Origin of the sequence: Pseudooceanicola atlanticus (genome assembly GCF_000768315.1) — a bacterium.
Taxonomy (GTDB): domain Bacteria; phylum Pseudomonadota; class Alphaproteobacteria; order Rhodobacterales; family Rhodobacteraceae; genus Pseudooceanicola; species Pseudooceanicola atlanticus.
The window spans coordinates 31,665-58,646 of record NZ_AQQX01000007.1; the positions used below are offsets into that span (position 1 = coordinate 31,665).

The following is a 26,982-nucleotide window of genomic DNA, read 5'->3' on the forward strand; positions in this document are numbered from 1 at the left end:
GTTTCAGGTTCCGCATGAAGGCATGCAGTCAGGGACCGGGCGGGGGGCGGTCAGACCGATTGCACCTGGGGTTCGGTGCAAATGCACAGAACCTCGGCCTGGCCCTCGCCGGTACTGACGTAGCCATGGGCCATCTGGCTGTCGAGGTAGACACTGTCCCCCTTGTGCAGGATCAGCGGTTCGTAATGTTCGGTGTGGACTTCGACCGAGCCTTCCAGCACGTACAGGAACTCTTCACCGCCATGGCGGAACAGCTCTCCGAAGCTCTTGAGGTCACGGGCTTTCAGCTTTGCCAGGATCGGGACGATGAACTTGTTCTTCACGTCCGGGCACAGGTAGAAATAGTCGTAATTCTCGGTGCTTATCAGCGCGCCTTCACCCTTGTAGGCCGGAGCGAGCCGGCTGTTCGGCGCGGTCATTTCCTTGGTGGCGCGGTTGTCGGTTCCCGACACCAGGTCGCCGATCTGCACCGACAATCCGTCACACAACTTCAGGATGACATCGAGCGTGGGCGAAAGCGCCCCGTTCTCGATTTTGGAGATGGTGGAGACCGAAACGCCGGACCGGCTGGCCAGGTCTGCGAGGGTCAGTTGTCCGGCCTTGCGCAGCGTTCTGAGGCGTTGGCCGACTTCGCTTTTGTACGACATGACAAGATCCCCCCTGACGGTCGGCCCGCTTTTTCCACAAAACTACCGTCCGGCATAGCTGTAAATCAACGAAATTTTCGTATGTGAGAATTTTTCTTGTAATAAAATTCGAATCTGGCAAGGCTCGGGGCACAGGCGAAAAGGGAAGCCATGAGCGCGCAAGACAATATTCAGACAGAGATCGTGGTGATCGGTGCCGGGATCGCGGGGGCCTCGGTCGCGGCAGAACTGGCGGCGACCCGGCAGGTTGTGCTGCTGGAGATGGAAAGCCAGCCGGGCTATCACACGACCGGACGCTCCGCCGCGGTCTTCGCCCCATGCTATGGGCCCGCGCCGATCCGGCACCTGACCCGCGCATCGGAGGCGTTCTTTCGTAATCCGCCTGAGGGGTTCAGCGCGGCCCCGCTGTTTTCACCGCGGTCGATCCTGATGATTGCCCGTCCCGAACAGGTTGCGGCGCTGGATCAACTGACCGAAGCCGTATCCGCCGAAACCGTCGTCCGCCGACTGCAAGGGGCGGAGGTGACGCAAGCGCAGCCCTTGCTGCGTGAGGGCTATGCCAGCGACGCGATGCTGGACGAACTGGGGCAGGATATCGACGTGCATGCCCTGCATCAGGGTTTCCTGCGGATGTTCCGTGCAAGGGGCGGCAAGCTGATGACCGGGGCCGGGGTGACGGCGCTGGATCGGGACGGCCAAGATTGGCGGATCGAGACGCCGCAGGGCCAGTTGCGGGCGCCCATCGTGGTGAACGCTGCCGGCGCCTGGGCTGAAGAGATCGGCACGCTGGCCGGGGCAGAGCGGATCGGCCTGACGCCCAAGCGCCGCACGGCGCTGATGGTCGCCGATCATCCCGACATCGCCACCGCCGCATTGCCGATCACGGTCGATGTGGAAGAGGAATTCTACCTCAAGCCCGATGCGGGCCGCCTGCTGATTTCCCCGGCGGACGAGACGCCGTCGGCCCCCTGTGACGCCCAGCCCGAAGAGCTGGACATCGCCATCTGCGCGGACCGGATCATGACCGCCTTCGACCTTGAGATCCGGCGGATCGAAAACAGCTGGGCCGGCTTGCGCAGCTTCGTGCCCGATGGCGCGCCGGTGGTGGGCTATTCCGACCGCGCGCCGGCCTTCTTCTGGCTGGCGGGGCAGGGCGGATACGGCATCCAGTCGGCGCCCGGCATGGCGCAATTCGCAGCCTCGGGCATCCTGGGACAGGACGTGCCGTCGCATATCATGGAAACCGGGTTCGACCCCGACAGCGTCCGGCCTGGCCGGTTGAAGGCGGCCGCATGATCTGGCTGGTCCCCGTCGTCTCGCTGGTCTTCCTCGCTTCGGGGTTGGCGCTGGCCTATGTGATCGGTGGATCGGCCATGCTGGCCTTCGTGGCCACGGAAAAGACCCGCTACCTGGCGATCATGCCGCAGAAAGTGTTCTCGCAGATCAGCGTGTTTTCCCTGCTGGCGATGCCGCTTTTCATTCTCGCCGGCGAGGTGATGAACCGGGGCGGCGTGACCAAGGCGCTGATCGACCTGTCGATGGCGCTGGTGGGACGGGTCCGGGGCGGGCTGGGCCATGTGAACATCATGACATCCGTCTTCTTTGCCGGGATCTCGGGATCGGCGGTGGCGGACGCGGCGGCGCTGTCGAACACGCTGGTCCCGGCCATGAAGGAACGCGGCTACACGGCGGCCTATGCCGGGGCGATCACCGCAGCGTCGTCGATCATCGGGCCGATCGTGCCGCCCTCGATCATCCTGATCTTCTATGGCGCGCTGATGCAGACCTCGGTCGCGGCGCTGTTCGTGGCGGGGATCCTGCCCGGGCTGGTGCTGGCCGGGGCGCTGTTTGCCGTCAATGCCTGGTATGCCTGGCGCGAGGATCATCCGCGGGTCGAAAAGGGCGATGCCCCGCCCGTTCTGCCCGCGATCTGGAAGGCGCTGCCCGCCATGGCGCTGCCCTTCATCATCGTGGGCGGTATCGTCTTCGGCTGGATGACCCCGACCGAGGCCGCCGCCGTGGCCGTGGTTGCCGCCGCCGCCGTGGCTTGGTTCTACGAGGGGCTGAACCGGTCCGACCTCTGGGAAGCGCTGTCGCGCACCGCCGTCCTGACCGGGTCGATTTTCATGATCCTATGCGCCGTCGCGGCCTTCGGCCACCTGGCGGCCTTGGAACGCATTCCGCAGGCGCTGGCCGCGCTGGTGGACCGGATGGGGCTGGGCCCGGTGGGCTACCTGCTGGTGATGAACGTGCTGTTCATCATCGCGGGAATGGTGCTGGACGTGACCGTCGCGCTGGCCCTGCTGGTGCCGCTGCTGGCGCCTGTCGCGCTGGCCAACGGCGCGGACCCGGTGCACCTGGGCATCGTCATCTGCTTCAATCTGTCGATCGGCCTCGTCTCTCCGCCACTGGGCGGGTGCCTTCTGATCGTGTCGACCGTCACCGGCGTCCGCTACTGGGAACTGGCCCGCAAGGTCATCCCCTTCGTGATCGCCGAGATCGTGGTGCTGGGCCTGCTGGTCGCGGTGCCGGATATCAGCCTGCTGCTGCCCCGTCTGATGGGGCTGTGGAACTGACAAGACACTCAATAACAAACTGAAAACCAATAGAGAAAATCAACGGAGAGGAAAACAACATGAACATGAGGACATGCATCGCCGCGTCGGCCGCGGCCATCCTGCTGGCCCTGCCGGCCACCGCCGAGGTCAAGATCGCCTTGGACGGCCCGCCGGACATGGAGCAATCGGGCACCTATGTCTGGGCCCATACCTTTGCCGAACACCTGAAGGCCAACGGGATGGAGGCGGTCGAATACGAGCGCAACTCCTTGGGCGAAGAAGCCGAGCGCCTGGACCAGGTCAGCACGGGCCTTCTGGAAGTGTCGATGTCGGACGCCAAATCGGCGGGTCAACTGGACGGAACGATCTTCGGGTCGATGATGCCGTTCTTCTTTGCCGATGGCGATGAACTGGACATGGCGCTGGAAGACGGCGGCATGCTGGAAATGATCAACGAGGGCACGACGCCGCATGGCGTGCGGGTGCTGGACCTTGTCTATCTCGGCCTGCCCTCGGGCATCTTCACCACCGAAACGCCGGTCCGCACCTTCGAGGATTTCTCGGGCCTGCGAATGCGCGCGCTGGACGAGCTGCAGATCCAGACCTTTGAACAATGGGGCGCCAAGGGTACCATCGTGTCCTGGTCCGAAGTGCCGAACGCCCTGCAGACGGGTGTGGCAGAGGGCTACCTGAACCCGCCCTTCGTGCCGCTGGTCTATGGCCATACCTCGTTCATCAACTACTTCACCGACGTGAAGACCTCGGCCTCTGTCCGGATCGCGATTGCGTCCGAGGACTGGTACCAGTCGCTGTCGGACGAGGAACGCGCCGTGGTCGATGAAGGCGCGCAGCTGGCACATGACGCCAACCGGACCTTCGTGAAGGAACGCGAGCAGGTCTTCGACGATCTGGAAGCCGCCGGTATCGAGGTGATCCGCCTGACCGAGGAAGAGCGCGCCAAGTTCCGCGAAGCCTCCCAGCCGCTTTACGAGGCTGTCGACATGCCCGAGGGCGCGTTCGAGGCCTGGAAAGCCGCGGTCGGTCGGTGAGCACCCTCCGCGCCATAGCAAGAGGGCTGGACCGGGTTTCGGTCCAGCTGAACCGCGTCGGGCTGGTCGTCGCCGTGCTGGCAGTGCTGGTGATGCTGGCCGCCGCGTCCTGGCAGGTGATTGCCCGCTACGTGCTGTCCCAGCCCCCTATCTGGACCGAGGAACTGGCGCGGTTCTCGATGGTCTGGGCGGGGCTGATGGGGGCATCCTGCGCATTCCGCTTCAAGGCCGATCCGACGCTCTTTCCCGAGGCGCTGAAGGCGACGGGGGCGGTCGGGGTGATCGTCACCCTGATCCGCAGCGCGGGCACCCTGATCTTTGTCTGCGTGTGCATCTGGTTCTGCGTGTTCGGCCCGGGCATGAATATCGCACGCGGCTATATCGGCCGCCTTGCCGGGCGCCAGGCGGAAACCATGGACGTGCCGATGCTTGTCTTCGGCATCGCCATCCCGATCGCCTTCACTTTCATCGTCATCCACGTGCTCGCCGATATCGCGCGGCTGGTCCTGCCGCAGGACAGGCCCGCGTCCGAGCCGGATGTGGACCCTGATACGGACCCTGATACGGACCCTGCCACATGAAGATGTTCATGGCCTCGCTGGCCACCGAAACGAACTCATTCTCGCCCATCCCGACGGGGTGGAGCGGGTTCAAGGAACACCTCTATTCCAAGACTGCCTCGCGCGGGGAAGCCGGGCTATACGCGACCGCCGTCACCGCCTGGCGCAACATGGCCGAGGACAAGGGCTGGGAGGTCGTTGAGGGGCTGGCCACCTATGCGCAGCCCGCCGGGCCGACCGTGCGTGCCGTCTACGAGACAATGCGCGACGACATTCTTTCTGACCTGACGGCCGCGATGCCGGTCGACGTGGTCCTGCTGTCGATGCACGGCGCGATGATCGCCGAGGGGTATGACGATTGCGAGGGCGACATGCTGCAACGCGTGCGGGCCATAGTCGGGCCTGACGCCGTGGTGGGCCTTGAGATCGACCCGCATTGCCACCTGACCGAAGAGATGCTCGAGGCCGCCACCGCCATCATCTGCTACAAGGAATATCCCCATATCGACATCACCGAGCGGGCGGTCGACCTGTTCCACCTCTGCGCCGATGCGGCAGAAGGGAAGACGCGGCCGGTGATGCGCGATTACGATTGTCGCATGATGGCGATGTATCACACCCCGTTCGAGCCGGTCCGCGGCTATGTCGACCGGATGAGCGCGATGGAGGGGCAGGGCGGTATCCTGTCCGTGTCGCTGGCCCATGGTTTTCCCTGGGGCGACAACCCGCGTGTCGGGACCCGGACGCTGGTGATCACCGATGGCGATACCGAGCTGGCCGCGACCCGCGCGCGAGAGCTGGGCGAGGAGTTGTGGGAGATGCGGCACGATCTGCGCAGCTTCCCCTCGATGGAGGCCGGTCTGGACCGGGCCGTTGCGGCCAATGCCTACCCGGTGGTGCTGGCTGATTTCGCCGATAATGCGGGCGGCGGGGCACCGTCGGATTCCACCTTCGTGCTGCGCGCGGCGCTGGACCGGGGTCTGACCGATATCGCCTTCGGCATCTTCTGGGACCCGGTGCTGGTCGGGATGTGCATCGACGCCGGTGAAGGCGCGGTCCTGCCGATGCGCATTGGCGGCAAGATCGGCCCGATGTCGGGCGATCCTGTCGATCTGACCGTCAGGGTGCGGGGGATCGCGCGCGACGCGGTGCAGCACCTGGGCACGGCGGCCATGGGCATGGGCGATGCCGTCTGGCTGGAGGCGCCGGGCGGGGTGCATATCGTGGTCAACACGCAGCGCACCCAATGTTTCCACCCCGAAGCCTTCGAATGCCTGGGGCTCGACCTGTCGACGTTGAAGATCGTCGTGGTGAAATCCTCGCAGCATTTCTACGACGGCTTCGCGCCGATCGCGTCCGAGGTGATCCACCTGGCGACGCCGGGGGCGATCCCGCCGGATTATTCGATCATCCCCTACACCAAGCGCGACGACAATTTCTGGCCCAAGACAGAGAACCCATTCAAGGACGAGGCATTGGCATGACCCACGATATCCTGATCCGCAACGGTCGCGTGATGGACCCCGAGACCGGGTTCGACGAGGTCTGCGACGTCGCGATTTCGGGCGGCACCATCGCGAAGATCGGCACGGAACTGGGCGCCGCGAAGGACGAGATCGACGCGACCGGGCTGGTCGTGTCGCCGGGCTTCATCGACATCCACGCCCATGGCCAGTCGGTGGCTGCTGACCGGATGCAGGCCTTCGATGGGATGACAACCGCGCTGGAGCTTGAGGTCGGGTCGCTGCCGGTGGGGGAATGGTACGATCACCAGGCGGGTGTGCCGCGGGTGCTGAATTACGGAACCGCCGCGGCCTGGGGCTTTGCCCGCCGGGCGGCCTTTGGCGGGTTCACACCGGATGGCACGCGAAATCCGATCGACCACATGGCGTCCTCCAACGACCTGCGCTGGACGACCGACGCGGCCAGCCCGGACCAGACCGATGCCGTTGTGTCCCTGACCCGACAGGCGCTGGAGGAAGGCGCGATCGGGATCGGCATGCCCAACGGATACCTTCCCGGGGCCGGGTTGAAGGAATTGTCGTTGATCTGCGACCTGGCGGCAGAGTTCGGCCGACCGACCTATACCCACATCGCCTTCATGGGGAATATCGACCCCAAGAGTTCCGTCGATGCCTATATCCGCCTGATCGGGCTTGCCGGCGCGACGGGTGCGCATATGCATATCTGTCACCTGAATTCGACCAGCCTGCTGGATATCGACCGGGTGGTTCAGCTGATCGGCAAGGCGCAGGCGCAGGGCCTGCCCGTGACGACCGAGGCCTATCCCTACGGCGCCGGGTCAACGGTTGTCGGGGCCGGGTTCTTCAAGGACCCGGACTTCACCAAGCGCACGGGCAGCGAGTATTCCGCCATCGAACTGGTCAAGAACCTGCACCGCTTCACCGACCGCGACGATCTGCTGAAGGCCGCCCATGAGGATCCGAGCGACCTGGTGATGTGGCATTACCTCGATGTCGAGGCCAATGACGATCACCGGCGGATGCTGGATGCCTCCGTCACCTATCCCGGTGCCTCCATCGCATCGGATGCGATGCCATGGGTGCGGCCGGACGGGTCGATCTACGAAGGCGACGAGTGGCCGCTGCCGGCCGAGGTCTCGGCGCATCCCCGGTCTTCGGGCACCTTCACGCGGTTCCTGCGCGAATATACCCGCGAGCGCGAGGTGATGCCGCTGATGGAGGCGCTGGCAAAATGCACGATCTACCCGGCCAGCGTCATCGAAGGCTGTGCCCCGCAGATCGCCCGCAAGGCGCGGCTGCGCGAAGGGTTTGACGCGGATGTCACGATCTTCAATCCTGCCACGGTGACCGACCGCGCGACCTTCACCGAAATGAACAAGGCCTCCGAGGGGGTCGTTCACCTGTTGGTCGGCGGCACCCGGGTGATCGTGGATGGAACGCTGGACACCTCGCAATCCCCCGGCCAGCCGATCCGCTGCCCGGTGTCATGACGGTTCCCATCCTGCTGGTCACCGGGTTCCTCGGGGCCGGAAAGACGACCTTCATCAACGCGTTGCTGCAGGACAGTGCGGGGCTGCGCATTGCCGCGATCGTCAACGATTTCGGCAGCATCAACATCGACGCGGCCCTGCTGGAAACCGCGACGGACGAGGTGATCGGGCTGAAGAACGGCTGCATCTGCTGTTCGCTGCAGGGCGACCTGCTGCGCACGCTCCGCACCGTTCTGCGCGAGGGCGAGCCGGACCTGATCGTGATCGAGGCCAGCGGCGTGGCCGATCCGCAGGGGATCATGTCCGCGCTGATGGACCCGGTGCTGTGGCAGGCGGCGCGGCTGGATACGGTGCTTTGCCTTGTCGATGCGGAGGACGTGTCGCGGGATATTGGCCGTTGGGAGGATCCGCTGTGGAAGTCGCAGGTGGCCGGGGCCGATATCGTCCAGCTGAGCAAGGTCGAAAGCTGCGAGGGTGCGGTGGAAGCGTTGGCGACGCGGCTGCATGCCATGGGCAAACCGGCGGTCTTTGGCCAGGATGGCACGACGCTGGCCATCCGGGATCTGATCGGTCGGGCTCATCCGCGGAGCGTCTCGGGCGCGGCTCCGGTCATCGACAGTGGCCGGTTTGCGACGCTGGAATGGACGCATGACGCGCCGGTTTCGATGCCGAAGTTCCAACGGCTGATCGGGACCGAGGCGGGCGTCGTTCGGGCCAAGGGTTTCCTGAGCTTTCACGAAAAACCCGGCGAGACGCTGCTGTTCCAGCTGGTTGGTCGCCGCGCGACGCTGGCCCCGGCAGACAGGGATCAGAAGGGCTGCGGCCTGGTTCTGATCGGCGAGGCAGACGCCTTCGACCCTGAGGCCACGCGTCGCCGGATGGATGCCGCCCTGATCGAGGGCTGACCTGTCCGCCGGCATCACCTGCCGGCGTCAATCCGATGATGGTGTTCCCTTCCCGATGTCGATTTTCTGCCGGATGAGGCCGAGGACGCGTTTGACGGCCGGTGATTGTTCGATGGTCCGCATGTGGATCAGGGAAAAGGGCACAACGGCGAGGTCTGCGGCGGTTTCCAGCCGCCTGATCCGCCCGCCGAAAGCCTTTTCACCGGCATAGAAATCCGCGGCAGAACGGGCGAGCGGGGCGATGGCGTTGGTTTCGCAGATGATGGCCAGGGTCAGCAGCATGGATGACGTGCTGAGGATCCGTTCGGGCGGGTTGAACCCGTTCCTCAGCAGATAGGCCTCGGCGGTACGGCGCAGCAGGCCGTTTTCGGGCTGCATTACCCAGTCATAGGCCAGGCAATCGGCGACCTGCAGGTCGGATTTGCGCGACAGGGGATGTTCGAGGCGGGCGACGAGGGATACCGGCTCCGGCCCCACTTCGAAGAGCGTGATGGCGCGGGTGTCCATGCCGTCGGGCACGCGGCCGATATAGAAATCCAGCTCTCCGGCGGTCAGGGCATCGGCGAGTTTGTCGCTGGTATCCACATGTACCGATAATTCGATGTCAGGGTAGGTGACGCGCAATTCCCGGATAACCGGCAACACCAGTTCGACGGCCGGGCCGGTCACGCTGCCGATGCGGACCTTGCCACGTTCGCCGCTGCCAAGCGCGGTGATCTGCTGCTGTACCTCGTCGAGGCCATGAAGCATCTCGCGCGCGCGGGCGGCCAGCGCAAGGCCGGCGGCGGTCAGGGTGACCCCGCGGGCATGGCGGTCGTAAAGCCGGGCATCCACGGTCTTTTCCAGTTCCGACAATAGCCGAGAGGCCGCAGGCTGGGTCATGGCGACTTGTGCGGCGGCACCCGAGACCTGGCCGGTATCCTGCAAGGCGACCAGCAGTCTGAGCTGCGGCAGGCGCAGTCCACGCCGGATCAGTTCATCACGGACGGGGACGACCGGTGGGGCGGTGACGGGGATGGAGGTCGGCATGATCTCTCTCCTATACCTATTACGGTATATCATTTAGCAGATTGCGAATTTGATTGATATAGCGATGCAAGCGCATGGTGCCGCCACGGCCCCGGGAATCGCGGGGCACGACACAACGGGTCCGAGACGCCGCAGAGGAGCGGTGACCGGATAATGGGAGGATTACAGATGGTTTTCACCAGACGCGCCCTTGGCGCGACCGCGCTTGCGCTTGTCATTGCCGGTCCGGCCTTCGCGCAGGACAAGGGCTATGTCGGCATCGCAATGCCCACCAAGTCGTCCGCTCGCTGGATCGACGACGGCAACAACATGGTCAAGCAATTCGAAGAGGCTGGCTATACGACCGACCTGCAATATGCCGAGGATGACATCCCCAACCAGCTGGCCCAGATCGAGAACATGATCACCAAGGGCGTCGATGCGCTGGTGATCGCGGCGATCGACGGCACCACGTTGACCTCGGCGCTGGCCAATGCGGCCGCCATGGATATTCCGGTCGTCGCCTATGACCGGCTGATCCGCGACAGTGGCGACGTGAGCTATTACGCCACCTTCGACAACTTCAAGGTGGGTGTGCAGCAGGCCGAAACGCTGGTTGCGGGCCTCGAAGAACGTTTCCCCGATACGCAGCCTTGGAATGTCGAATTGTTCGGCGGCAGCCCGGACGACAACAATGCCTACTTCTTTTACGATGGCGCGATGTCGGTGCTGCAGCCGATGATCGACGATGGCAGCATTGCCATTCCCTCCGGCCAGATGGGTATGGACACCGTCGGCACGCTTCGCTGGGACGGATCGGTCGCACAGGCGCGGATGGATAACCTGTTGTCCGCCAACTATACCGATCAGCAGGTCCATGGCGTTCTGTCGCCCTATGACGGGCTGTCCATCGGCATCATCTCGTCCCTGCAGGGGGTCGGCTATGGCTCCGGCGACATGAAGATGCCGATCGTGTCGGGCCAGGATGCCGAGGTGCCCTCGGTCAAGGCGATCCTGCGCGGCGACCAGTATTCGACGATCTTCAAGGACACCCGGGAACTGGCCCGCGTGACCGTGGGCATGGTCGATGCGCTGCTGCAGGGCGGTGAGCCCGAAATCAACGACACCGAGACCTACGATAACGGGGTCAAGGTCGTGCCGTCCTACCTTCTCGAACCGCTGCCGGTGACCGCCGACAACTGGGAAGAGCGGCTGGTGGACAGCGGCTATTACGACAAGAGCGAGATCGAATGATCTATCCTCCCTGACCGGTCCTGCGTGACCGGTCCGACTGGCCCGCCGGGCATTGTCCGGCGGGTGCTTCCCGAAAGTACGAGCCCCCAGATGTCGATTATTTTGGAAATGCGCGGGATCACCAAGGAATTCCCCGGTGTGAAGGCGCTGGACGACGTGACGCTGTCCGTCGCCGAAGGCGAGATACACGCCCTGGTCGGTGAAAACGGCGCGGGCAAGTCGACCCTGATGAAGGTGTTGTCCGGGGTCTATCCCGACGGGTCCTTCGACGGAGAGATCGTCTATGACGGCCAGCCGCGCGGCTTCCGGTCAATCCGCGACAGCGAAGACATCGGGATCATCATCATCCACCAGGAACTGGCGCTGATCCCGCTTCTGTCGGTGGCCGAGAACATCTTCCTGGGCAATGAACGCGCCGCGAAGGGCATCATCGACTGGCGCGAGACCCATGACCGCGCCGCGGAGCTTCTGGCCCGTGTCGGTCTGGACGAAAACCCCGAGACGATCCTAGACGATCTTGGCCTGGGCAAGCAGCAGCTGGTCGAGATCGCCAAGGCGCTGTCCAAGAATGTGCGCCTGCTCATCCTGGACGAGCCGACCTCGTCCCTGAACGAGGATGACAGCGCCAAGCTTTTGGATCTGCTCATGGATTTCCGCGATAAGGGTCTGACTTCGATCCTGATTTCGCACAAGCTGAACGAGGTGTCGAAGGTCGCGGACACGATCACCGTGTTGCGTGACGGCGCGACGGTGGCGCGGATGAACTGCGCCGATGGCGTGGACGAGAATGACATCGTACGCAACATGGTCGGGCGCGCGCTGGAGGATCGTTATCCGCCCAAGGGCGACGCCAGGCCGGGCGACATCGCGATGGAAGTGCGCAACTGGAGCGTCCATCACCCGCTGCATCCCGAACGTCGCGTCGTGGACGATGTCAGCTTTCATGTCCGCAAGGGCGAGGTGCTGGGCATTGCCGGCCTGATGGGGGCGGGGCGCACGGAACTGGCGATGAGCCTGTTCGGCCGGTCCTATGGCCGCGATATCTCGGGCTACGTGGCGATCAACGGCGCGTCGGCCGACCTGTCGACCGTGCGCCGCGCGATCAATGCGGGGCTGGCCTATGCCACCGAGGACCGCAAGACCTATGGTCTGGTCCTGGATGACACGATCCGGCGCAATGTGCCCATGGCGGACCTGCCGGCCATCGCGCGCAACGGCATCGTCGACCGCAACCGCGAGGCCGAGGTGGCCAGCGAGTACCGCAAGAAGCTGGCGATCAAGTCGTCTTCGATCGAGCAGGCGACCGTGAACCTGTCGGGCGGGAACCAGCAGAAGGTCGTGCTGTCCAAGTGGCTGTTCGCCGATCCGGAAATCCTGATCCTGGACGAACCGACCCGCGGCATCGATGTCGGGGCCAAGTACGAAATCTACACCGTGATCCGTGACCTCGCGGCGCAGGGCAAGGCGATCGTCGTGATCTCGTCTGAACTGCCCGAACTGCTGGGCGTGACGGATCGCCTTTACGTCATGAACGAGGGCCGCTTCGTGGGCGAAATGCCGACCGGAGAGGCCAGCCAGGAAAAGATCATGTCAATGATCGTCAAGTCGGGAGAAGTCGCATGACCGACACAACCACACAAACCACCGGCCGGGGCGAAAGCCCCCAGAAATCGGGCTGGCAGTTCCTCAAGGGCCACCTGCGGGAATACGGCATCCTGATCGCGCTTGTGGTCATCATGGCCTTCTTCCAGGTCGCGACCGGGGGCATCCTGCTGAAACCGGTCAACCTGACCAACCTGATCCTGCAGAATTCCTACATCGTCATCATGGCCGTAGGCATGCTGCTGGTGATCGTCTGCGGACATATCGACCTGTCGGTCGGGTCGGTCCTGGGCTTCATTGGCGCGCTGGCCGCGGTGATGATCGTGAACTGGGAGATCCCCTGGCTGATCGCCGCTATCCTGTGCCTTGCCGCCGGGGCCGCCATTGGCGCCGCGCAGGGCTTCTGGGTGGCCTATTTCCGGATACCGTCGTTCATCGTGACGCTAGCTGGTATGCTTGTTTTCAAGGGTCTGACGTTGTGGCTGCTGGCCGGGCAATCCGTGGGGCCGTTCCCGCCGGAGTTTCGCCTGATCTCCTCTGGCTTCGTTCCGGACATCTTCGGCGGCGAGAACCTGAACCTGCTGTCGCTTTTCGCAGGGGTCGCCGTGGCCGCGCTGCTGCTATGGCTCGCGATCCGGACCCGGGCACGCCAGGTCGCTGCAGGGGCCGAGGCCGAACCCTTCGCCTTCTTCGCCGGTCGTAACCTGCTGATCTTCGGGGCGCTCGTCTATATGTCCTGGCTGATGGCGGATTTCCGGGGGCTGCCGAATGTTTTCATCGTCATGGCGCTGCTGATCGCGATCTATTCCTTCCTGACCTCGCGCACCACCTTCGGCCGCCGCATCTATGCGATCGGCGGCAACGAGAAGGCGGCGAGCCTGTCGGGCATCAACTCTCAGCGCCTGACCTTCCTGACCTTCGCCAATATGGGGATGCTGGCGGCGTTGGCAGGGCTTGTCTTCGCGGCGCGGCTGAACACCGCGACGCCCAAGGCGGGTGTCGCGTTCGAACTGGACGTGATCGCCGCGGTCTTCATCGGCGGTGCGTCGATGTCGGGTGGCGTGGGCACCGTGGTGGGGGCCGTCGTCGGTGCTTTCATCATGGGGGTCATGAACAACGGCATGTCGATCCTGGGGATCGGCATCGACTGGCAACAGGTCATCAAGGGCCTCGTGCTGCTGGCTGCCGTGATCTTCGACGTGCTGAACAAGCAGAAAGGCTAACGACATGCTGCTTTCCCAATATGCCCGCGAGGACGGAACCCCGCAGATCGTCGCCCGTGATGGGACCGAGGCCTACGAGGTGAAGACCGACCTGTCGCTTTATGCGCTGGCCATGGAATGTCTCAAAAAGGGGCAGGGCCTGCGCGACAGGATCGCATCGCTCGGGATGAACGGCGCGGTGGACCTGGATGCGCTTTACGTCTCGCACCGCCTGCTGCCGCCCGTGACGCATCCCGATCCGGCGCATCTGCACCTGACGGGAACCGGGCTGACCCATCTTGGATCGGCCTCCACCCGGGCCGAGATGCACAAGAAGGCGACCGGCGACGAGACCGACAGCATGAAGATGTTCCGGATGGGCGTCGAGGGCGGCAAGCCCGCCAACGGGGCCGCCGGGGTCCAGCCGGAATGGTTCTACAAGGGCAATGGCACGGTGCTTGCAGCGCCGGCGGGCGAACTGGCTTCACCGGAATTTGCCGAGGATGGCGGGGAGGAACCCGAGATCGCGGGTATCTACCTGATCGCCCCCGACGGCACGCCTGTCCGCCTGGGCTGGGCCTTGGCGAACGAGTTCTCGGACCACGTGATGGAGCGCCGCAATTACCTCTACCTCGCGCATTCCAAGCTGCGCCCCGCCTCCATCGGGCCGGAACTGCTGATCGGTGACCTGCCGGACCACGTGGAGGGGACCAGCCGCGTCTATCGCGGCAACCGGGTGATCTTTGAAAAGCCGTTCCTGTCGGGCGAGGCGAACATGAGCCATTCCTTCGCCAACTTGGAACACCACCATTTCAAGTATCCGCTGTTCCGTCAGCCGGGCGACCTGCATGTCCACATGTTCGGGACCGCCACGCTGTCCTTTGCCGATGGCGTGCAGACCCGCGACGGCGACATCTTCGAGATCGAGGCCGAGCCTTTCGGCCTGCCGCTGCGCAACACGCTGGCCTACACGCCGCTCGGGGCTCCCGAACCGCGCACTGAAATCCGCACGCTCTGAGGATTGCCATGACCTTTACTCCGGCCGAATGGCCCAGAAAACTCAGGTCCCAGGAATGGTACGGCGGCACGTCGCGGGACAATATCTACCATCGCGGCTGGCTCAAGAACCAGGGCTACCCGCATGACCTGTTCGATGGCCGCCCGGTCATCGGCATCCTGAACACCTGGTCCGAACTGACCCCCTGCAACGGCCATCTGCGCGAGCTGGCGGAAAAGGTGAAGGCTGGCGTCTGGGAGGCCGGGGGCTTCCCGGTCGAGGTGCCTGTCTTCTCGGCCTCCGAGAACACGTTCCGCCCGACGGCGATGATGTATCGCAACCTTGCCGCCATGGCGGTCGAAGAACAGATTCGCGCCCAGCCTATCGACGGGGCGGTGCTGCTGGTGGGCTGCGACAAGACCACCCCGTCGCTGATGATGGGCGCGGCCTCCACGGATATCCCCTCGATTGTCGTGACCGGTGGGCCGATGCTGAATGGCTGGTTCCGGGGCGAACGGGTCGGGTCGGGCACCGCGCTTTGGCAGATGAGCGAGGATATCAAGGCCGGCAAGATGAGCCAGGAAGATTTCCTGGAAGCCGAGCAGGCCATGAGCCGCTCCTCCGGCACCTGCAACACGATGGGCACCGCGTCGACCATGGCGTCGATGGCCGAGGCGCTTGGCATGGCGCTGTCGGGCAACGCAGCGATCCCGGGCGTCGACGCGCGGCGCCGGGTGATGGCGCAGATGACCGGACGGCGCATCGTTCAGATGGTCAAGGACGACCTGAAACCCTCGGACATCATGACCAAGGACGCGTTCGAGAACGCGATCCGCGTGAACGGGGCCATCGGTGGCTCGACCAACGCGGTGATCCACCTGCTGGCCATGGCGGGCCGGGTCGGCGTCGACCTGACGCTGGACGACTGGGACCGGCTGGGGCGTGACGTTCCGACGATCGTGAACCTGATGCCGTCGGGCAAGTACCTGATGGAGGAGTTCTTCTATGCCGGTGGCCTGCCCGTCGTTCTGAAACGCCTGGGCGAGGCCGGGATGCTGCACCGCGAGGCGCTGACCGTCTCGGGCGGGGCCATCTGGGACGAGGTCAAGGATGCCGTGAACTGGAACGAGGACGTGATCCGGCCCGCCGACAAGGCTTTGACCGCATCGGGGGGCATCGCCGTTCTGAAGGGCAACCTGGCGCCGGCGGGCTGCGTGCTGAAACCCTCCGCCGCCACGCCCGAACTGATGCAGCACCGGGGCAGGGCGGTCGTCTTCGAGGATATCGACGACTACAAGGCCAAGATCAACGACGACGCGCTGGACATCGACGAGACCTGCGTGATGGTCCTGAAGAATTGCGGGCCCAAGGGATATCCCGGCATGTCCGAGGTCGGCAATATGGGCCTTCCGCCCAAGGTGCTGAAGAAGGGCATCACCGACATGGTGCGGATCTCTGACGCGCGCATGTCGGGCACCGCCTATGGCACCGTGATCCTGCACACCGCGCCGGAGGCTGCCGCCGGTGGCCCGCTGGCCATCGTGCAGACCGGCGACATGATCGAGGTCGATGTCGCCAACCGGCGCATCCACCTGGACCTGACGGACGCGGAGATCGCCGCGCGCCTGGCCGACTGGACCCCGCCCGAAATTCCCGCTGCGAATGGCGGTTATACCCGGCTCTATCATGATGCAGTCGAGGGCGCGGATACGGGTGCAGATTTCAGCTTCCTGAAAGGATGCAGAGGAAACGAGGTGCCCCGTGACAGCCACTAAAATCGCACTGGTCGGCATCGGCAAGATCGCCCGCGACCAGCATATTCCGGCCCTCGCGGCCTCGGATGCGTTCGACCTGGCCGCCACGGTCAGCCGCTCGGGCGGGGTCGAGGGCATCGAGAATTACGAGACGGTCGAGGCGCTGCTGGAGGCCCGGCCCGACATTCCCGCCATCAGTTACTGTACGCCGCCGCAGGTTCGCTATGCCGGTGCCCGCGCGGCCCTAGTGGCCGGGCGCCACGTGATGCTGGAAAAGCCGCCCGGGGCGTCTTTGTCCGAAGTGCATGCGCTCCAGTCGCTGGCTGCAGAAAAGGGCCTCAGCCTCTTTGCCACCTGGCATTCGCGGCACGCAGCCTCTGTTCCGGCCGCCAAGGCGTGGCTGGCAGACAAGGTGATCCGGTCGGTGAAGATCGACTGGAAGGAAGACGTCCGCGTCTGGCATCCCGGCCAGCAATGGATTTGGGAGGCCGGGGGGCTAGGCATCTTCGACCCCACCATCAACGCCTTTTCCATCCTGACCGAGATCCTGCCGGTGGAGGTCCATGTCACCGGAGCCGAACTGCGCTTTCCGACCAATTGCGAAACGCCGATCGCGGGCGAGATCCGTATGGATGGCCCCGATGGCCCGCTGGTCACGGCGGATGTCGATTTCCTCTATGAGGGCGACCCGTTCTGGCGGCAGATCATCGAAACCGACGCCGGCACCCTGACGCTGAACCAAGGCGGCGCGATCATGGAGATCGACGGCGGCGCGCAGCAGGGCGAGGGCTGGGAGGAACCCGGCATCCACGGAGAATATGACGGGCTCTATGCCCGCTTCGCCGACCTGCTGGCCACGACATCATCCGAGGTCGACCTGCGCCCCATGGTGCTGGTGGCCGACGCTTTCACCCTCGGCAAGCGCCTTGACGCGCCCGAGTTCATTGACCCGACATTGGAGGAGAGCTGACATGCTCGACAGCGCACCCCTGACCGGCAAACACCTGATCAAAGGCGAATGGACCGATGGCGGTCCGGCCTTCACCTCGGACCCCGTTACCGGCGACGCGGTCGGCGTCCAGTGCGGCGGGGCGGCAGAGATCGACGCCGCCGTCCAGGCCGCGGAAGAGGCGTTCGCCACCTATGGCTGGACCGACCGCGAGACCCGCGCCCGTTTCCTTGAGGCAATCGCGGATGAGATCGAGGCTCGAGGCGATCAACTTACAGCGTATGGCTCCGCCGAAACCGGCCTGCCGGAGGGACGGCTGGAAGGCGAGCGTGGCCGCACCACGGGGCAGCTGCGCATGTTCGCCGACCATATCCGCAAGGGCGATTACCTGGACGTGCGCCACGACGCGGCGCTGCCCGACCGCCAGCCGCTGCCGCGGCCCGATCTGCGGCTGATCCAACGGCCGCTGGGGCCGGTCGGGGTTTTTGGCGCGTCGAACTTCCCGCTGGCCTTCTCGACCGCCGGGGGTGACACCGCCGCGGCGCTCGCCGCCGGTTGCCCGGTGGTCTACAAGGGCCATCCCGGCCACCCGGCGACGGGCGAACTGGTCGCACAGGCCATTGCTGCGGCCATCGAAAAGACCGGCATGCCCAAGGGGACATTCGGTTTCGTACAGTCCAATACCAACGAGGCAGGCGAGGCACTGGTCCAGCATCCGCTGATCCGTGCGGTCGGCTTCACCGGATCGTTCCGGGGCGGCAAGGCGCTGTTCGACCTTGCCATGGCGCGGCCCGAACCGATCCCGTTCTACGGAGAGCTCGGCTCGATCAACCCGGTCTTCGTCATGCCCGCCGCCTTGTCGGCACGCGCGGCGGAAACCGGGAAGGCCTGGGCCGGGTCGCTGACCATGGGCGTGGGCCAGTTCTGCACCAATCCCGGCATCGTCGTCCTGCCGCAGGGGGCCGATGGGGATGCTTTCCGCGAAGCCGCACTGGCCGCGCTGACCGAGGTCGCGCCGCAGCCGATGCTGACCGGCGGAACCGCCAAGGGCTACAGTGCGGCGGTGGCCGAAACTGCGGGCAAGGCACATCGCCTGACCGACGCGGCAGAAGCGCCGGATCGCTGCGGTCTGCCCGCCGTCTTCGAGGTCACTGGCGCCGAATGGCTGGCCAATCCCGACCTCGCGCACGAGATGTTCGGCCCCGCCGCGATCCTCGTCCGCACGGCATCACTGGCGGAAACGCTTGATGTGGCCAGGTCCTTCGACGGTCAGCTGACTGTCACGCTGCAGATGGAGGACGGCGATATCGAGGCCGCCCGCCCCCTGATGCCCGTGCTGGAACGCATGGCGGGGCGGGTGCTGGCCAATGGCTTTCCCACCGGGGTCGAGGTGGCCGATGCCATGGTGCATGGCGGCCCATTCCCGGCTTCCACGAATTTCGGCGCGACCTCGGTCGGCAGTCTCGGCATTCGCCGGTTCCTGCGTCCGGTGTCGTTCCAGAATATTCCCGACGCGCTGTTGCCGGAGGATTTGAAGGACGGTTGACGGCGCGCCGGGAACAGAGAGTATCGGCGGCGGATGGTCCGCCGCCGGTGGACAGGACCCGGGGAGGAAATGGGTCCGTCATCCCAAGGGAGGAATACCAATGAAGAAATTACTTACGAGCGCGGCTTTCATAGCCTTTGGCGCATCTGCTGCCATGGCCCAGACCGTCGGCTTTTCCCAGATCGGGTCGGAATCCGGCTGGCGTGCGGCAGAAACCACGCTGACCAAGCAGCAGGCCGAAGAGCGGGGCATTGACCTGAAGTTCTCGGATGCGCAGCAAAAGCAGGAAAACCAGATCGCCGCGATCCGGTCCTTCATCGCCCAAGGCGTAGATGCGATCCTGCTGGCGCCGGTCGTGGCGACCGGCTGGGACAGCGTGCTTGAGGAAGCCAAGGAAGCCGAGATCCCCGTCGTTCTGCTGGACCGCCAGGTAGACAGCGACAAGTCGCTCTACCTGACCGCTGTCGGGTCCGACCTCGTGCACGAAGGTGAAGTGGCCGGTCAGTGGCTGGTCGATGCGGTGGACGGTGCGGAATGCCGCGTGGTCGAGCTTCAGGGCACAACCGGGTCGTCGCCTGCCATCGACCGCAAGACCGGGTTCGAAAAGGGCATCGCAGGCGCAGACAATATCGAGATCGTACGCTCGCAGACCGGCGATTTCACCCGAGCCCAGGGCAAGGAAGTCATGGAAAGCTTCCTTCAGGCCGAGGGTGGCGGCGCGGATATCTGTGCGCTCTATGCCCATAACGACGACATGGCCGTGGGCGCGATCCAGGCCATCAAGGAAGCGGGGCTGAAGCCGGGCGAGGACATCCTGATCGTGTCGATCGACGCGGTGCCGGATATCTTCCAGGCGATGGCCGCCGGCGAAGCCAACGCAACGGTCGAGTTGACGCCGAACATGGCTGGCCCGGCCTTCGACGCACTGAAGGCCTACATGGCCGACGGCACGGAACCGGCGAAGTTCATCCAGACCGAGTCGAAGCTCTACACCCAGGACGACGATCCGGCGGGTGAATACGAGCGCCGCAAGGATCTGGGCTACTGATCCCGACCTGAGAACCGGCGGCGGCCCTGTCTGCTGCCGGTTTTACCGCGCGGGCCCCTTGGGCTCGCGCGGTCAGATATGACTTTCCGGTGCGACATGCTTCTGACGATCCGATCCCTGACCAAGACCTTTCCCGGCACCAAGGCGCTGGACCGGGTCGATTTCGACCTTGCCGCCGGAGAGGTGCACGCCCTTCTGGGTGAAAACGGCGCCGGGAAATCGACTCTGATCAAGTGCCTCACCGGGGCCTATGAACGCGACGAAGGCGTGATCGCGCTGGATGGCGCCACGGTGTCGCCTCGCTCGACCTCGGAGGCGCAGGAGCTTGGCATCGGCACCGTCTACCAAGAGGTCAACCTGCTGCCCAACCTGACCGTGGCGCAGAACCTGACCTTCGGGCAGGAACCCACCCGGTTCGGCATGGTCGACCGCCGCGCACAGCGGCGGCAGGCCGAAGCGATGCTGGAGGGTTACGGGTTGGATATCGATGTGGGCCGGGACCTGTCGGCCTATTCGGTCGCGATCCGCCAGATCATCGCGATTGCCCGCGCGGTTGCGCTTTCGGGCAAGGTTCTGATCCTGGACGAACCGACAGCCAGTCTCGATGCGCGCGAGGTAGAGACGCTGTTCGACGTGGTGCGCGGGCTGCGTGATCGCGGGCTGGGCATCGTCTTCGTCTCGCATTTCCTGGACCAGGTGTTCGAGCTGACCGACCGGGTCACCGTGCTGCGCAACGGGCAGAAGGTGACGACCGAACGCACCGCCGACCTGGACCGGGTGCAATTGATCGAACACATGCTGGGCCGCGCGCTAGAAAACGAAGTGGTGGGCCATGCAAAGACGCATGTGGCACAGGACCGGCCCGAATTGCTGGCGTTCGAAAATTTCGGCCGGCGCGGCCATGTCGAGCCGTTCGACCTGACGGTGGGCGAGGGCGAGGTGCTGGGGCTGGCCGGGCTGCTGGGGTCGGGCCGTACCGAAAGTGCGGAGCTGATGTTCGGCCTCGCCGCCGCCCATAGCGGCGGGGCGCGGGACCAGTCCGGCGCGCTGGACCTGTCCTCGCCCCGCGCGGCCATCGCGGCGGGGTTCGGCTTTGCCCCCGAAGAGCGCAAGGAGGACGGCATCGTCGCCGATCTGTCTGTGCGTGAGAACATCGCGCTGGCCTTGCAGGCCCGCCGGGGCTGGGCGCGACCGGTGCCCCGGGCGGAACAGCTGAGGTTGGCCGATGAATATATCGAAAAGCTGGACATCCGCACCTCCGGCCCGGAACAGCCCATCGGGGACCTGTCGGGCGGCAACCAGCAGAAGGTCGTGCTGGCCCGCTGGCTGGCGATGAACCCGCGCTTCCTGATCCTGGACGAACCGACCCGCGGCATCGACGTGGGCGCCCATGCCGAGATCCTGAGGCTGATCCAGCAGGTGACGGCACAGGGCATGTCGATCCTCGTGATCTCGTCCGAACTGGACGAGTTGATCGCCGTGGCCGACCGGGTCATCGTGGTGCGCGATCGGCGGCACGTGGCTGAACTGACCGGCTCCGAGATCACCACCGACACCATCGTCCGCGCCATCGCTGCGCCGGGCCGCGACCAGGCGGAGGCTTCGGTATGACCGCCCTGCGCCGCGTGACCCCGCAATTGTTGACCCTGGCCGCGCTGGTGGCGCTGGTGACGTTGTTCTTCCCCGATTTCCTGCGGATCGAGGTGGTGAACGGCCGCCTTGTCGGTCCGATCATGGACATTTTGAAACGCGGCGCACCGGTTGGCCTGCTGGCCGTCGGCATGACCCTCGTCATCGCCACGCGGGGCATCGACCTGAGCGTCGGCACCACCATGGCGATCACCGGCGCGGTGGCGGCCTGGTCGATTACCCAAGGGTATGGCCTGGGCGGCGCACTGGCGCTGGCGCTTCTGGCCGGCGTGCTGGCGGGGCTGTGGAACGGCACGCTGGTGGCGATCATCGGCATCCAGCCCATCGTGGCGACGCTGATCCTGATGACCTCAGGACGGGGGATCGCGCAGCTGGTCACCGAGGGGCGGATCCTGACCTTTTCCCATGACGGCATGGCCTTTTTCGGCTCGGGCGACCTGCTGGGGATCCCGGCGCCTGCGCTGCTATGGGGGCTGACGGCCGTGGCGGTGGCGCTGCTGATGCGACGTTCGGCCCTGGGCATGCTGATCGAGGCCGTGGGCGTGAACCGTGCGGCCTCGGCCCTGGCGGGGGTCAATGCGACGGTTCTGCTGATCGCGGTCTACGTGGCCTCCGGCCTGTGTGCGGCGCTGGCGGGGATCGTCGCCACAGCCGACATTCGCGGGGCCGATGCCAACAATGCCGGGCTGTGGCTGGAACTGGATGCGATCCTGGCGGTGGTGATCGGCGGCAATTCCCTGCTGGGCGGTCGGTTTTCCATCGCCGCGTCGGTGCTGGGCGCGCTGATCATCCAGACCGTCGACACGGGCATCCTGCTGGCCGGGTTCCCGTCGGAATACAACCTCGTCATCAAAGCGGGCCTCGTCCTGGTCATCCTCGTCCTGCAGAGCCCGAACCTGGCGCATCACTGGTACGCCTTGCGCCGCGCCGCGCAGGCACGGCGTGAACGTGCGATGGATACCGCGAAGGAGACCGGCCAATGAACCCCCGCCTTTATCCGCTGGCCGCGACAATCGCGATCTTCCTGCTGGCCTGGGTGATCTGCGTGATGCAATTCCCCTACATGCTGTCGACCCGCGTGGTGGGCAACCTGCTGACCGACAACGCCTATTTGGGCATCGTCGCGGTCGGCATGACGGTGGTGATCCTGTCGGGCGGCATCGATCTGTCGGTGGGCTCGGTCATCGCCTTTTCCGGTGTCTTCATCGCGGTGATGCTGCGCGACAGCGGGCTGCACCCGCTGGTGGTCTTCGCATTGCTGCTGGTGGTGACTTCCGCTTTCGGCGCAGCCATGGGGTGGTTGATCCACGCGCTGGCCATGCCGCCCTTCATCGTGACGCTGGCGGGGATGTTCCTGGCCCGAGGCGCGGCCTACATGCTGACGATCGACTCCGTGCCGATAGACCATGCGTTTTATGACCTGTTGGATGACGCCTATTACTTGATGCCGGGCAAGGGGCGGCTGACCCTGATCGGGGTGGTCATGCTGCTGACCGTGCTGGTCGGCATGATCGTCGCGCATCGCACCCGCTTCGGCGCCTCGGTCTTCGCCCTTGGGGGCGGAGAGGCGACCGCGCGGCTGATGGGCGTGAAGGTCGGGCGCACGACCGTCGCGATCTATGCGTTCTCCGGCCTGATGGCGGGGCTCTCGGGCATCGTCTTCTCGATCTACACCAGCTCCGGCTATCCGCTGGCCACGGTGGGGACCGAGCTGACCGCGATTGCCGCCGTGGTGATCGGGGGCACGTTGCTGACCGGGGGCGCCGGCTTTGTCTTCGGCACGCTGATCGGGGTGCTGACGATGGGGCTGATCCAGACCTACATCGTCTTCGATGGCACCCTGTCCAGCTGGTGGACCAAGATCATCATCGGGCTGCTGCTGCTGGCCTTCATCCTGTTGCAGAAGGGGCTGCTGCGGGTCACCACGGCAAGGGCCGGGGCATGACAGCCTGGATCGCGGTGGATTGGGGCACGTCCCGGCTGCGTCTCTGGGCCATGGACGCGGATGGAGAGGTGATCGCCACCGCGACGTCCGAGGCCGGGATGGGCCGCCTGTCGCCGCCGGAATTCGAACCGGCCTTCCTGGCCGCGGCGGGCGATCTGGTGCCCGATATCGGCGAAGTCGAGGTTCTGATCTGCGGCATGGCGGGGGCGCGGACCGGCTGGCAGGAGGTGTCCTATACCGCCGTGCCCTGCGCCCCCGTGACCTGGCCCGAGGCGATCGCCGCCACCGATCCGCGCCTGTCGGTGCGGATCATCCCCGGCCTCAGCCAATCCGCGCCGCCCGACGTGATGCGCGGTGAGGAAACGCAGATCGCGGGCTTCCTGTCGGACCATCCGGACCATGACGGTGTGATCTGCCTGCCTGGGACACACACGAAATGGGTGCGCGTGGCCGATGGACAGGTTGAAAGCTTCCGAACCGCCATGACCGGAGAGCTGTTCGAACTGCTGAGCGCGCGATCCACCCTTGCGAGTTTCACTGCAGAGGGGTGGGACGACACTGCCTTCGATGACGCCTGCGCAGAGGCGATGCAGTCGACCGAGGCCTTGGCCGCCGATCTTTTCGGTCTGCGCGCGGCGGCCCTGCTGGACGGCTTCCGTCCCGGCGCGGCCAGGGGGCGCTTGTCTGGGCTTCTGATCGGGCATGAGGTGGCCGCGTTGCGCGACCTGTGGCGGGATCGCCCGGTGGCGCTGGTGGGCGACGACCGGCTGGTCGATCTCTACCGTCGGGCCCTGCAGGCCGCCGGGCAGGGGGCCGAGAGTTTCGGGGCGGAGGCGCTGACGCTCAGGGGCCTGCGCCTCGCCCATCACCATTTCGGAAAGGACGCATCGTGAGAGAGATCGTCGCCATCCTGCGCGGCATCACGCCGTCAGAGGTCGAAGCCGTCGGGCAGGCGCTGATCACCGCCGGGATCACCCGGATCGAGGTGCCGCTGAATTCGCCCGATCCACTGGACAGCATCGCCCGCCTTGCCGCGGCCTTTGGCAACCAGGCGGAGGTCGGGGCGGGCACAGTGCTTGAGCCATCCCAGGTGCGCGATGTGGCGGATGCGGGCGGGCGGCTGATCGTGTCGCCCGATACCAACACGGCGGTGATCGAGGAAACGAAACGCCTGGGCCTGACCTCCTGCCCCGGGGCGATGACCCCGACGGAATGCTTTGCGGCCCTGCGGGCAGGGGCTGATGCGATCAAGCTGTTCCCGGCATCGCTGATCGGTCCCGCCGGGCTGGCCGCGATCCGCGCCGTCCTGCCGCCCGACGCAAAGGTGCTGGCCGTCGGCGGTGCGGGGCCTGAGAATTTCGCCGAGTGGATCGGCGCGGGGGCGTCGGGGTTCGGGGTCGGCACCGCGCTCTACCGGCCCGGAGACTCGGCAGACGTGGTCGCGGACAAGGCCGCCCGGCTGGTTGCTGCATATGACGAGGCGATGCGATGACGCGTGTATTTGACGAAGCGCCCTGCGAACTGGGCGAGGGGCCGTTCTGGCATCCCGAACGGCAGGCGCTGTTCTGGTTCGACATCCTGGGGCATCGCCTTTTGTCGCGTGGCGCGGAGGGCGCGCAAGTCTGGGACATGGGCGAACACGCTTCCGCCGCGGGCTGGATCGACCGGGACAGGCTGATCGTGGCCACCGAAATCGGGCTCTACCGGTTTGACCTCGTCACCGGGGCACGACAGCTGATCGTGGCGCTGGAGCCCGACAGGCCGGACACCCGGTCCAATGACGGGCGGGCCGATCCCATGGGCGGCTTTTGGATCGGGACGATGGGCAAGAAGGCCGAACCGCGCGCGGGCGCGATTTATCGGTATTTCGAGGGTCGGCTTGAGCGGCTCTTCCCGGAAATCACGATCCCGAACGCGATATGTTTCGCGCCGGACGGACGCAGGGCTTATTACGCGGACACGCCGCGACAGCGGATCTGGACCGTGCCGCTGGATGCGGATGGTTGGCCCGATGGCCCGTCGGACGTCTTCGTCGATCTGCGCAGCGAGGGGCTGAACCCCGATGGCGCGGTCGTGGATTCAGAGGGCGGCCTGTGGAACGCGCAATGGGGCGCGGGCCGGATCGTGCGCTACTTGTCGGACGGACGGGCGGACAGGGTGATCGACCTGCCTGCGCGGCTGACGACATGTCCCTGTTTCGGCGGGGCGGGCCTGGACCAGATGTTCGTCACGAGCGCCTGGGAAGGCCTGGCCGAGCGTACAGCCTCCGACGGGCAGACCTTCGCGGTCGATCCCGGCTGCGCCGGGTTGCCGGTGCCGAAGGTTCGCGCATGAGCGGGCTGGAGGTCTTCGGCCATTTGCCGGACGGGCGCTCCGTCGAGCGGTATCGCATCGCGGCGGGTGATCTGGAGGCCTGGGTCATGACCTGGGGTGCCACCGTGCAGGACCTGCGCCATCGCGGCCAGCGCGTGGTGATCGGGGCGGACACGCTAACCCCCTATTTGGAAGAATTGGTCTATGCCGGCGCCATCGTCGGCCGTTTTGCCAACAGGATCGGGCAGGCGCGCTTCGCATTGGACGGAGAGACCTTTGCCACCGATCCCAATTTTCTGGACCGACATACCTTGCATGGTGGGGCCGAGGGCGCCGGCAACCTGTTATGGACGGCTGACGAGGTTCGGCAGGATCGCATCCGCCTGACTCTGACACTGCCCGACGGACATATGGGTTTCCCGGGTGAGATGACGGTATGCGCCTGCTACAGTATCGAACCGCCGGGATGCCTTCGCGTGGTGATCGAGGCCCGGACGACCCGCGCCACGCCCTGCAGCTTTGCCCATCACGGCTATTTCGCGCTGGATGACAGCGGAACGATCACGGACCACCTGCTGGAAATCGCGGCAGAGCATTACCTGCCCGTCGACGCCGACCTGATCCCAGAGGGGCCGCCGATGCCGGTCTCGGGAACAGCGTTCGATTTCCGGTCGGCGCGGGTGGTCGGGCAGGCTGGCTATGATCACAATTTCTGCCTGTCGGACGGCGCAGCGCCGATGCGTCCGGTCGCCCGCTTGATCAGCCCATCCAGCGGTTTGGCGATGCAGGTCGCGACCACCGAACCGGGCTTGCAGGTCTATGACGGCGCGCATCTTGGCGGGGCGCGGGGGCATGAGGGCAGGGCGTTGCAACCGAAAGCCGCGATGGCACTGGAAACGCAGGCCTGGCCGGACAGCCCCAACCGTTCGGATTTCCCCGGCTGCATTCTGCGATCGGGAGAGACCTATCGGACGGAGACGACTTATGCGTTCTTCGGGGATGGTGCGGACTAGGCCTGCTC

Annotated in this window: 24 protein-coding genes; 22 read left to right on the top strand and 2 right to left on the bottom strand. The window is 65.4% G+C overall.

Annotation, left to right across the window (positions count from 1 at the left end; all coding sequences use genetic code 11):
* Positions 1-50 precede the first annotated feature (50 nt).
* A complete protein-coding gene (locus ATO9_RS15570; protein WP_043751203.1) occupies positions 51-647 on the bottom strand; it encodes a helix-turn-helix domain-containing protein in 597 nt (198 codons plus the stop codon).
* A gap of 150 nt (positions 648-797) precedes the next feature.
* Here ATO9_RS15570 and ATO9_RS15575 point away from each other — a divergent pair, with 150 nt between their 5' ends.
* From ATO9_RS15575 to ATO9_RS15605, 7 genes are read left to right on the top strand one after another with little or no spacing between them, the layout of a single operon-like run.
* Positions 798-1,943 carry an NAD(P)/FAD-dependent oxidoreductase gene (locus ATO9_RS15575; RefSeq protein WP_043751206.1) on the top strand — a complete coding sequence of 382 codons (1,146 nt, stop codon included), beginning with the start codon at positions 798-800 and terminating at the stop codon, positions 1,941-1,943.
* Complete coding sequence (locus tag ATO9_RS15580; protein ID WP_043751209.1) at positions 1,940-3,223, top strand: TRAP transporter large permease; 1,284 nt, start codon at positions 1,940-1,942, stop codon at positions 3,221-3,223. The genes ATO9_RS15575 and ATO9_RS15580 overlap by 4 nt, the downstream gene beginning before the upstream one ends.
* 59 nt (positions 3,224-3,282) lie before the next feature.
* On the top strand, positions 3,283-4,254 hold the full coding sequence (locus tag ATO9_RS15585) for a TRAP transporter substrate-binding protein (protein WP_052418368.1): 972 nt from the start codon (positions 3,283-3,285) through the stop codon (positions 4,252-4,254).
* Positions 4,251-4,835: a TRAP transporter small permease gene (locus ATO9_RS15590; protein WP_238318787.1), complete on the top strand. Its 585-nt coding sequence runs from the start codon at positions 4,251-4,253 to the stop codon at positions 4,833-4,835. Before ATO9_RS15585 ends, ATO9_RS15590 begins: the two co-directional genes overlap by 4 nt.
* Positions 4,832-6,298, top strand: a complete 1,467-nt coding sequence (locus tag ATO9_RS15595) for a M81 family metallopeptidase (protein ID WP_043751212.1) — start codon at positions 4,832-4,834, stop codon at positions 6,296-6,298. The genes ATO9_RS15590 and ATO9_RS15595 overlap by 4 nt, the downstream gene beginning before the upstream one ends.
* Positions 6,295-7,788: an amidohydrolase family protein gene (locus tag ATO9_RS15600; protein ID WP_043751222.1), complete on the top strand. Its 1,494-nt coding sequence runs from the start codon at positions 6,295-6,297 to the stop codon at positions 7,786-7,788. The genes ATO9_RS15595 and ATO9_RS15600 overlap by 4 nt, the downstream gene beginning before the upstream one ends.
* Positions 7,785-8,693: a CobW family GTP-binding protein gene (locus tag ATO9_RS15605; RefSeq protein ID WP_043751225.1), complete on the top strand. Its 909-nt coding sequence runs from the start codon at positions 7,785-7,787 to the stop codon at positions 8,691-8,693. Before ATO9_RS15600 ends, ATO9_RS15605 begins: the two co-directional genes overlap by 4 nt.
* A gap of 27 nt (positions 8,694-8,720) precedes the next feature.
* Here ATO9_RS15605 and ATO9_RS15610 read toward each other — a convergent pair whose 3' ends face one another.
* Positions 8,721-9,722 carry a LysR family transcriptional regulator gene (locus ATO9_RS15610; protein ID WP_052418370.1) on the bottom strand — a complete coding sequence of 334 codons (1,002 nt, stop codon included), beginning with the start codon at positions 9,720-9,722 and terminating at the stop codon, positions 8,721-8,723.
* Between the two features lie 168 nt (positions 9,723-9,890).
* Here ATO9_RS15610 and chvE point away from each other — a divergent pair, with 168 nt between their 5' ends.
* From chvE to ATO9_RS15685, 15 genes are all read left to right on the top strand, one after another.
* Positions 9,891-10,955 carry a multiple monosaccharide ABC transporter substrate-binding protein gene (gene chvE, locus ATO9_RS15615; protein ID WP_043751228.1) on the top strand — a complete coding sequence of 355 codons (1,065 nt, stop codon included), beginning with the start codon at positions 9,891-9,893 and terminating at the stop codon, positions 10,953-10,955.
* A 90-nt stretch (positions 10,956-11,045) separates the two neighbouring features.
* Entirely contained in the window at positions 11,046-12,578 is a 1,533-nt protein-coding gene (gene mmsA, locus ATO9_RS15620) for a multiple monosaccharide ABC transporter ATP-binding protein (RefSeq protein WP_043751231.1), read from the top strand.
* On the top strand, positions 12,575-13,780 hold the full coding sequence (gene mmsB, locus ATO9_RS15625; protein WP_043751234.1) for a multiple monosaccharide ABC transporter permease: 1,206 nt from the start codon (positions 12,575-12,577) through the stop codon (positions 13,778-13,780). Before mmsA ends, mmsB begins: the two co-directional genes overlap by 4 nt.
* A gap of 4 nt (positions 13,781-13,784) precedes the next feature.
* The gene (gene araD1, locus ATO9_RS15630; RefSeq protein WP_043751237.1) at positions 13,785-14,777 is read left to right on the top strand and encodes an AraD1 family protein; all 993 of its coding nucleotides are present in this window, start codon (positions 13,785-13,787) and stop codon (positions 14,775-14,777) included.
* An 8-nt stretch (positions 14,778-14,785) separates the two neighbouring features.
* Positions 14,786-16,531, top strand: coding sequence for an L-arabinonate dehydratase (gene araD, locus ATO9_RS15635; protein WP_043751240.1), 1,746 nt, complete (start codon positions 14,786-14,788; stop codon positions 16,529-16,531).
* Complete coding sequence (locus tag ATO9_RS15640; RefSeq protein ID WP_043751242.1) at positions 16,518-17,480, top strand: Gfo/Idh/MocA family protein; 963 nt, start codon at positions 16,518-16,520, stop codon at positions 17,478-17,480. The genes araD and ATO9_RS15640 overlap by 14 nt, the downstream gene beginning before the upstream one ends.
* 1 nt (position 17,481) lies before the next feature.
* Positions 17,482-19,005: an aldehyde dehydrogenase (NADP(+)) gene (locus ATO9_RS15645; RefSeq protein ID WP_043751245.1), complete on the top strand. Its 1,524-nt coding sequence runs from the start codon at positions 17,482-17,484 to the stop codon at positions 19,003-19,005.
* A gap of 100 nt (positions 19,006-19,105) precedes the next feature.
* Positions 19,106-20,053 (top strand): galactofuranose ABC transporter, galactofuranose-binding protein YtfQ, encoded by a 948-nt coding sequence (gene ytfQ, locus ATO9_RS15650; RefSeq protein WP_043751248.1) that lies wholly within the window; start codon positions 19,106-19,108, stop codon positions 20,051-20,053.
* A gap of 96 nt (positions 20,054-20,149) precedes the next feature.
* Positions 20,150-21,664, top strand: coding sequence for a sugar ABC transporter ATP-binding protein (locus tag ATO9_RS15655; protein ID WP_052418371.1), 1,515 nt, complete (start codon positions 20,150-20,152; stop codon positions 21,662-21,664).
* Positions 21,661-22,686, top strand: a complete 1,026-nt coding sequence (locus ATO9_RS15660; RefSeq protein ID WP_043751254.1) for an ABC transporter permease — start codon at positions 21,661-21,663, stop codon at positions 22,684-22,686. Before ATO9_RS15655 ends, ATO9_RS15660 begins: the two co-directional genes overlap by 4 nt.
* Positions 22,683-23,648 (top strand): galactofuranose ABC transporter, permease protein YjfF, encoded by a 966-nt coding sequence (yjfF, locus tag ATO9_RS15665; protein WP_043751256.1) that lies wholly within the window; start codon positions 22,683-22,685, stop codon positions 23,646-23,648. Before ATO9_RS15660 ends, yjfF begins: the two co-directional genes overlap by 4 nt.
* Complete coding sequence (locus ATO9_RS15670) at positions 23,645-24,541, top strand: 2-dehydro-3-deoxygalactonokinase (RefSeq protein ID WP_043751259.1); 897 nt, start codon at positions 23,645-23,647, stop codon at positions 24,539-24,541. Before yjfF ends, ATO9_RS15670 begins: the two co-directional genes overlap by 4 nt.
* Positions 24,535-25,140, top strand: coding sequence for a 2-dehydro-3-deoxy-6-phosphogalactonate aldolase (locus tag ATO9_RS15675; protein WP_043751479.1), 606 nt, complete (start codon positions 24,535-24,537; stop codon positions 25,138-25,140). Before ATO9_RS15670 ends, ATO9_RS15675 begins: the two co-directional genes overlap by 7 nt.
* Positions 25,137-25,982 (top strand): SMP-30/gluconolactonase/LRE family protein, encoded by an 846-nt coding sequence (locus tag ATO9_RS15680; RefSeq protein ID WP_043751262.1) that lies wholly within the window; start codon positions 25,137-25,139, stop codon positions 25,980-25,982. Before ATO9_RS15675 ends, ATO9_RS15680 begins: the two co-directional genes overlap by 4 nt.
* Positions 25,979-26,974 carry an aldose epimerase family protein gene (locus ATO9_RS15685; RefSeq protein WP_043751265.1) on the top strand — a complete coding sequence of 332 codons (996 nt, stop codon included), beginning with the start codon at positions 25,979-25,981 and terminating at the stop codon, positions 26,972-26,974. Before ATO9_RS15680 ends, ATO9_RS15685 begins: the two co-directional genes overlap by 4 nt.
* Positions 26,975-26,982: the final 8 nt, after the last annotated feature.

Coding starts and splice junctions, on each gene's coding strand:
- ATO9_RS15570 (WP_043751203.1), bottom strand. CDS start 647: ATGTCGTACAAAAGCGAAGTCGGCCAACGCCTCAGAACGCTGCGCAAG.
- ATO9_RS15575 (WP_043751206.1), top strand. CDS start 798: ATGAGCGCGCAAGACAATATTCAGACAGAGATCGTGGTGATCGGTGCC.
- ATO9_RS15580 (WP_043751209.1), top strand. CDS start 1,940: ATGATCTGGCTGGTCCCCGTCGTCTCGCTGGTCTTCCTCGCTTCGGGG.
- ATO9_RS15585 (WP_052418368.1), top strand. CDS start 3,283: ATGAACATGAGGACATGCATCGCCGCGTCGGCCGCGGCCATCCTGCTG.
- ATO9_RS15595 (WP_043751212.1), top strand. CDS start 4,832: ATGAAGATGTTCATGGCCTCGCTGGCCACCGAAACGAACTCATTCTCG.
- ATO9_RS15600 (WP_043751222.1), top strand. CDS start 6,295: ATGACCCACGATATCCTGATCCGCAACGGTCGCGTGATGGACCCCGAG.
- ATO9_RS15605 (WP_043751225.1), top strand. CDS start 7,785: ATGACGGTTCCCATCCTGCTGGTCACCGGGTTCCTCGGGGCCGGAAAG.
- ATO9_RS15610 (WP_052418370.1), bottom strand. CDS start 9,722: ATGCCGACCTCCATCCCCGTCACCGCCCCACCGGTCGTCCCCGTCCGT.
- chvE (WP_043751228.1), top strand. CDS start 9,891: ATGGTTTTCACCAGACGCGCCCTTGGCGCGACCGCGCTTGCGCTTGTC.
- mmsA (WP_043751231.1), top strand. CDS start 11,046: ATGTCGATTATTTTGGAAATGCGCGGGATCACCAAGGAATTCCCCGGT.
- mmsB (WP_043751234.1), top strand. CDS start 12,575: ATGACCGACACAACCACACAAACCACCGGCCGGGGCGAAAGCCCCCAG.
- araD1 (WP_043751237.1), top strand. CDS start 13,785: ATGCTGCTTTCCCAATATGCCCGCGAGGACGGAACCCCGCAGATCGTC.
- araD (WP_043751240.1), top strand. CDS start 14,786: ATGACCTTTACTCCGGCCGAATGGCCCAGAAAACTCAGGTCCCAGGAA.
- ATO9_RS15645 (WP_043751245.1), top strand. CDS start 17,482: ATGCTCGACAGCGCACCCCTGACCGGCAAACACCTGATCAAAGGCGAA.
- ytfQ (WP_043751248.1), top strand. CDS start 19,106: ATGAAGAAATTACTTACGAGCGCGGCTTTCATAGCCTTTGGCGCATCT.
- ATO9_RS15655 (WP_052418371.1), top strand. CDS start 20,150: ATGCTTCTGACGATCCGATCCCTGACCAAGACCTTTCCCGGCACCAAG.
- ATO9_RS15660 (WP_043751254.1), top strand. CDS start 21,661: ATGACCGCCCTGCGCCGCGTGACCCCGCAATTGTTGACCCTGGCCGCG.
- yjfF (WP_043751256.1), top strand. CDS start 22,683: ATGAACCCCCGCCTTTATCCGCTGGCCGCGACAATCGCGATCTTCCTG.
- ATO9_RS15670 (WP_043751259.1), top strand. CDS start 23,645: ATGACAGCCTGGATCGCGGTGGATTGGGGCACGTCCCGGCTGCGTCTC.
- ATO9_RS15680 (WP_043751262.1), top strand. CDS start 25,137: ATGACGCGTGTATTTGACGAAGCGCCCTGCGAACTGGGCGAGGGGCCG.
- ATO9_RS15685 (WP_043751265.1), top strand. CDS start 25,979: ATGAGCGGGCTGGAGGTCTTCGGCCATTTGCCGGACGGGCGCTCCGTC.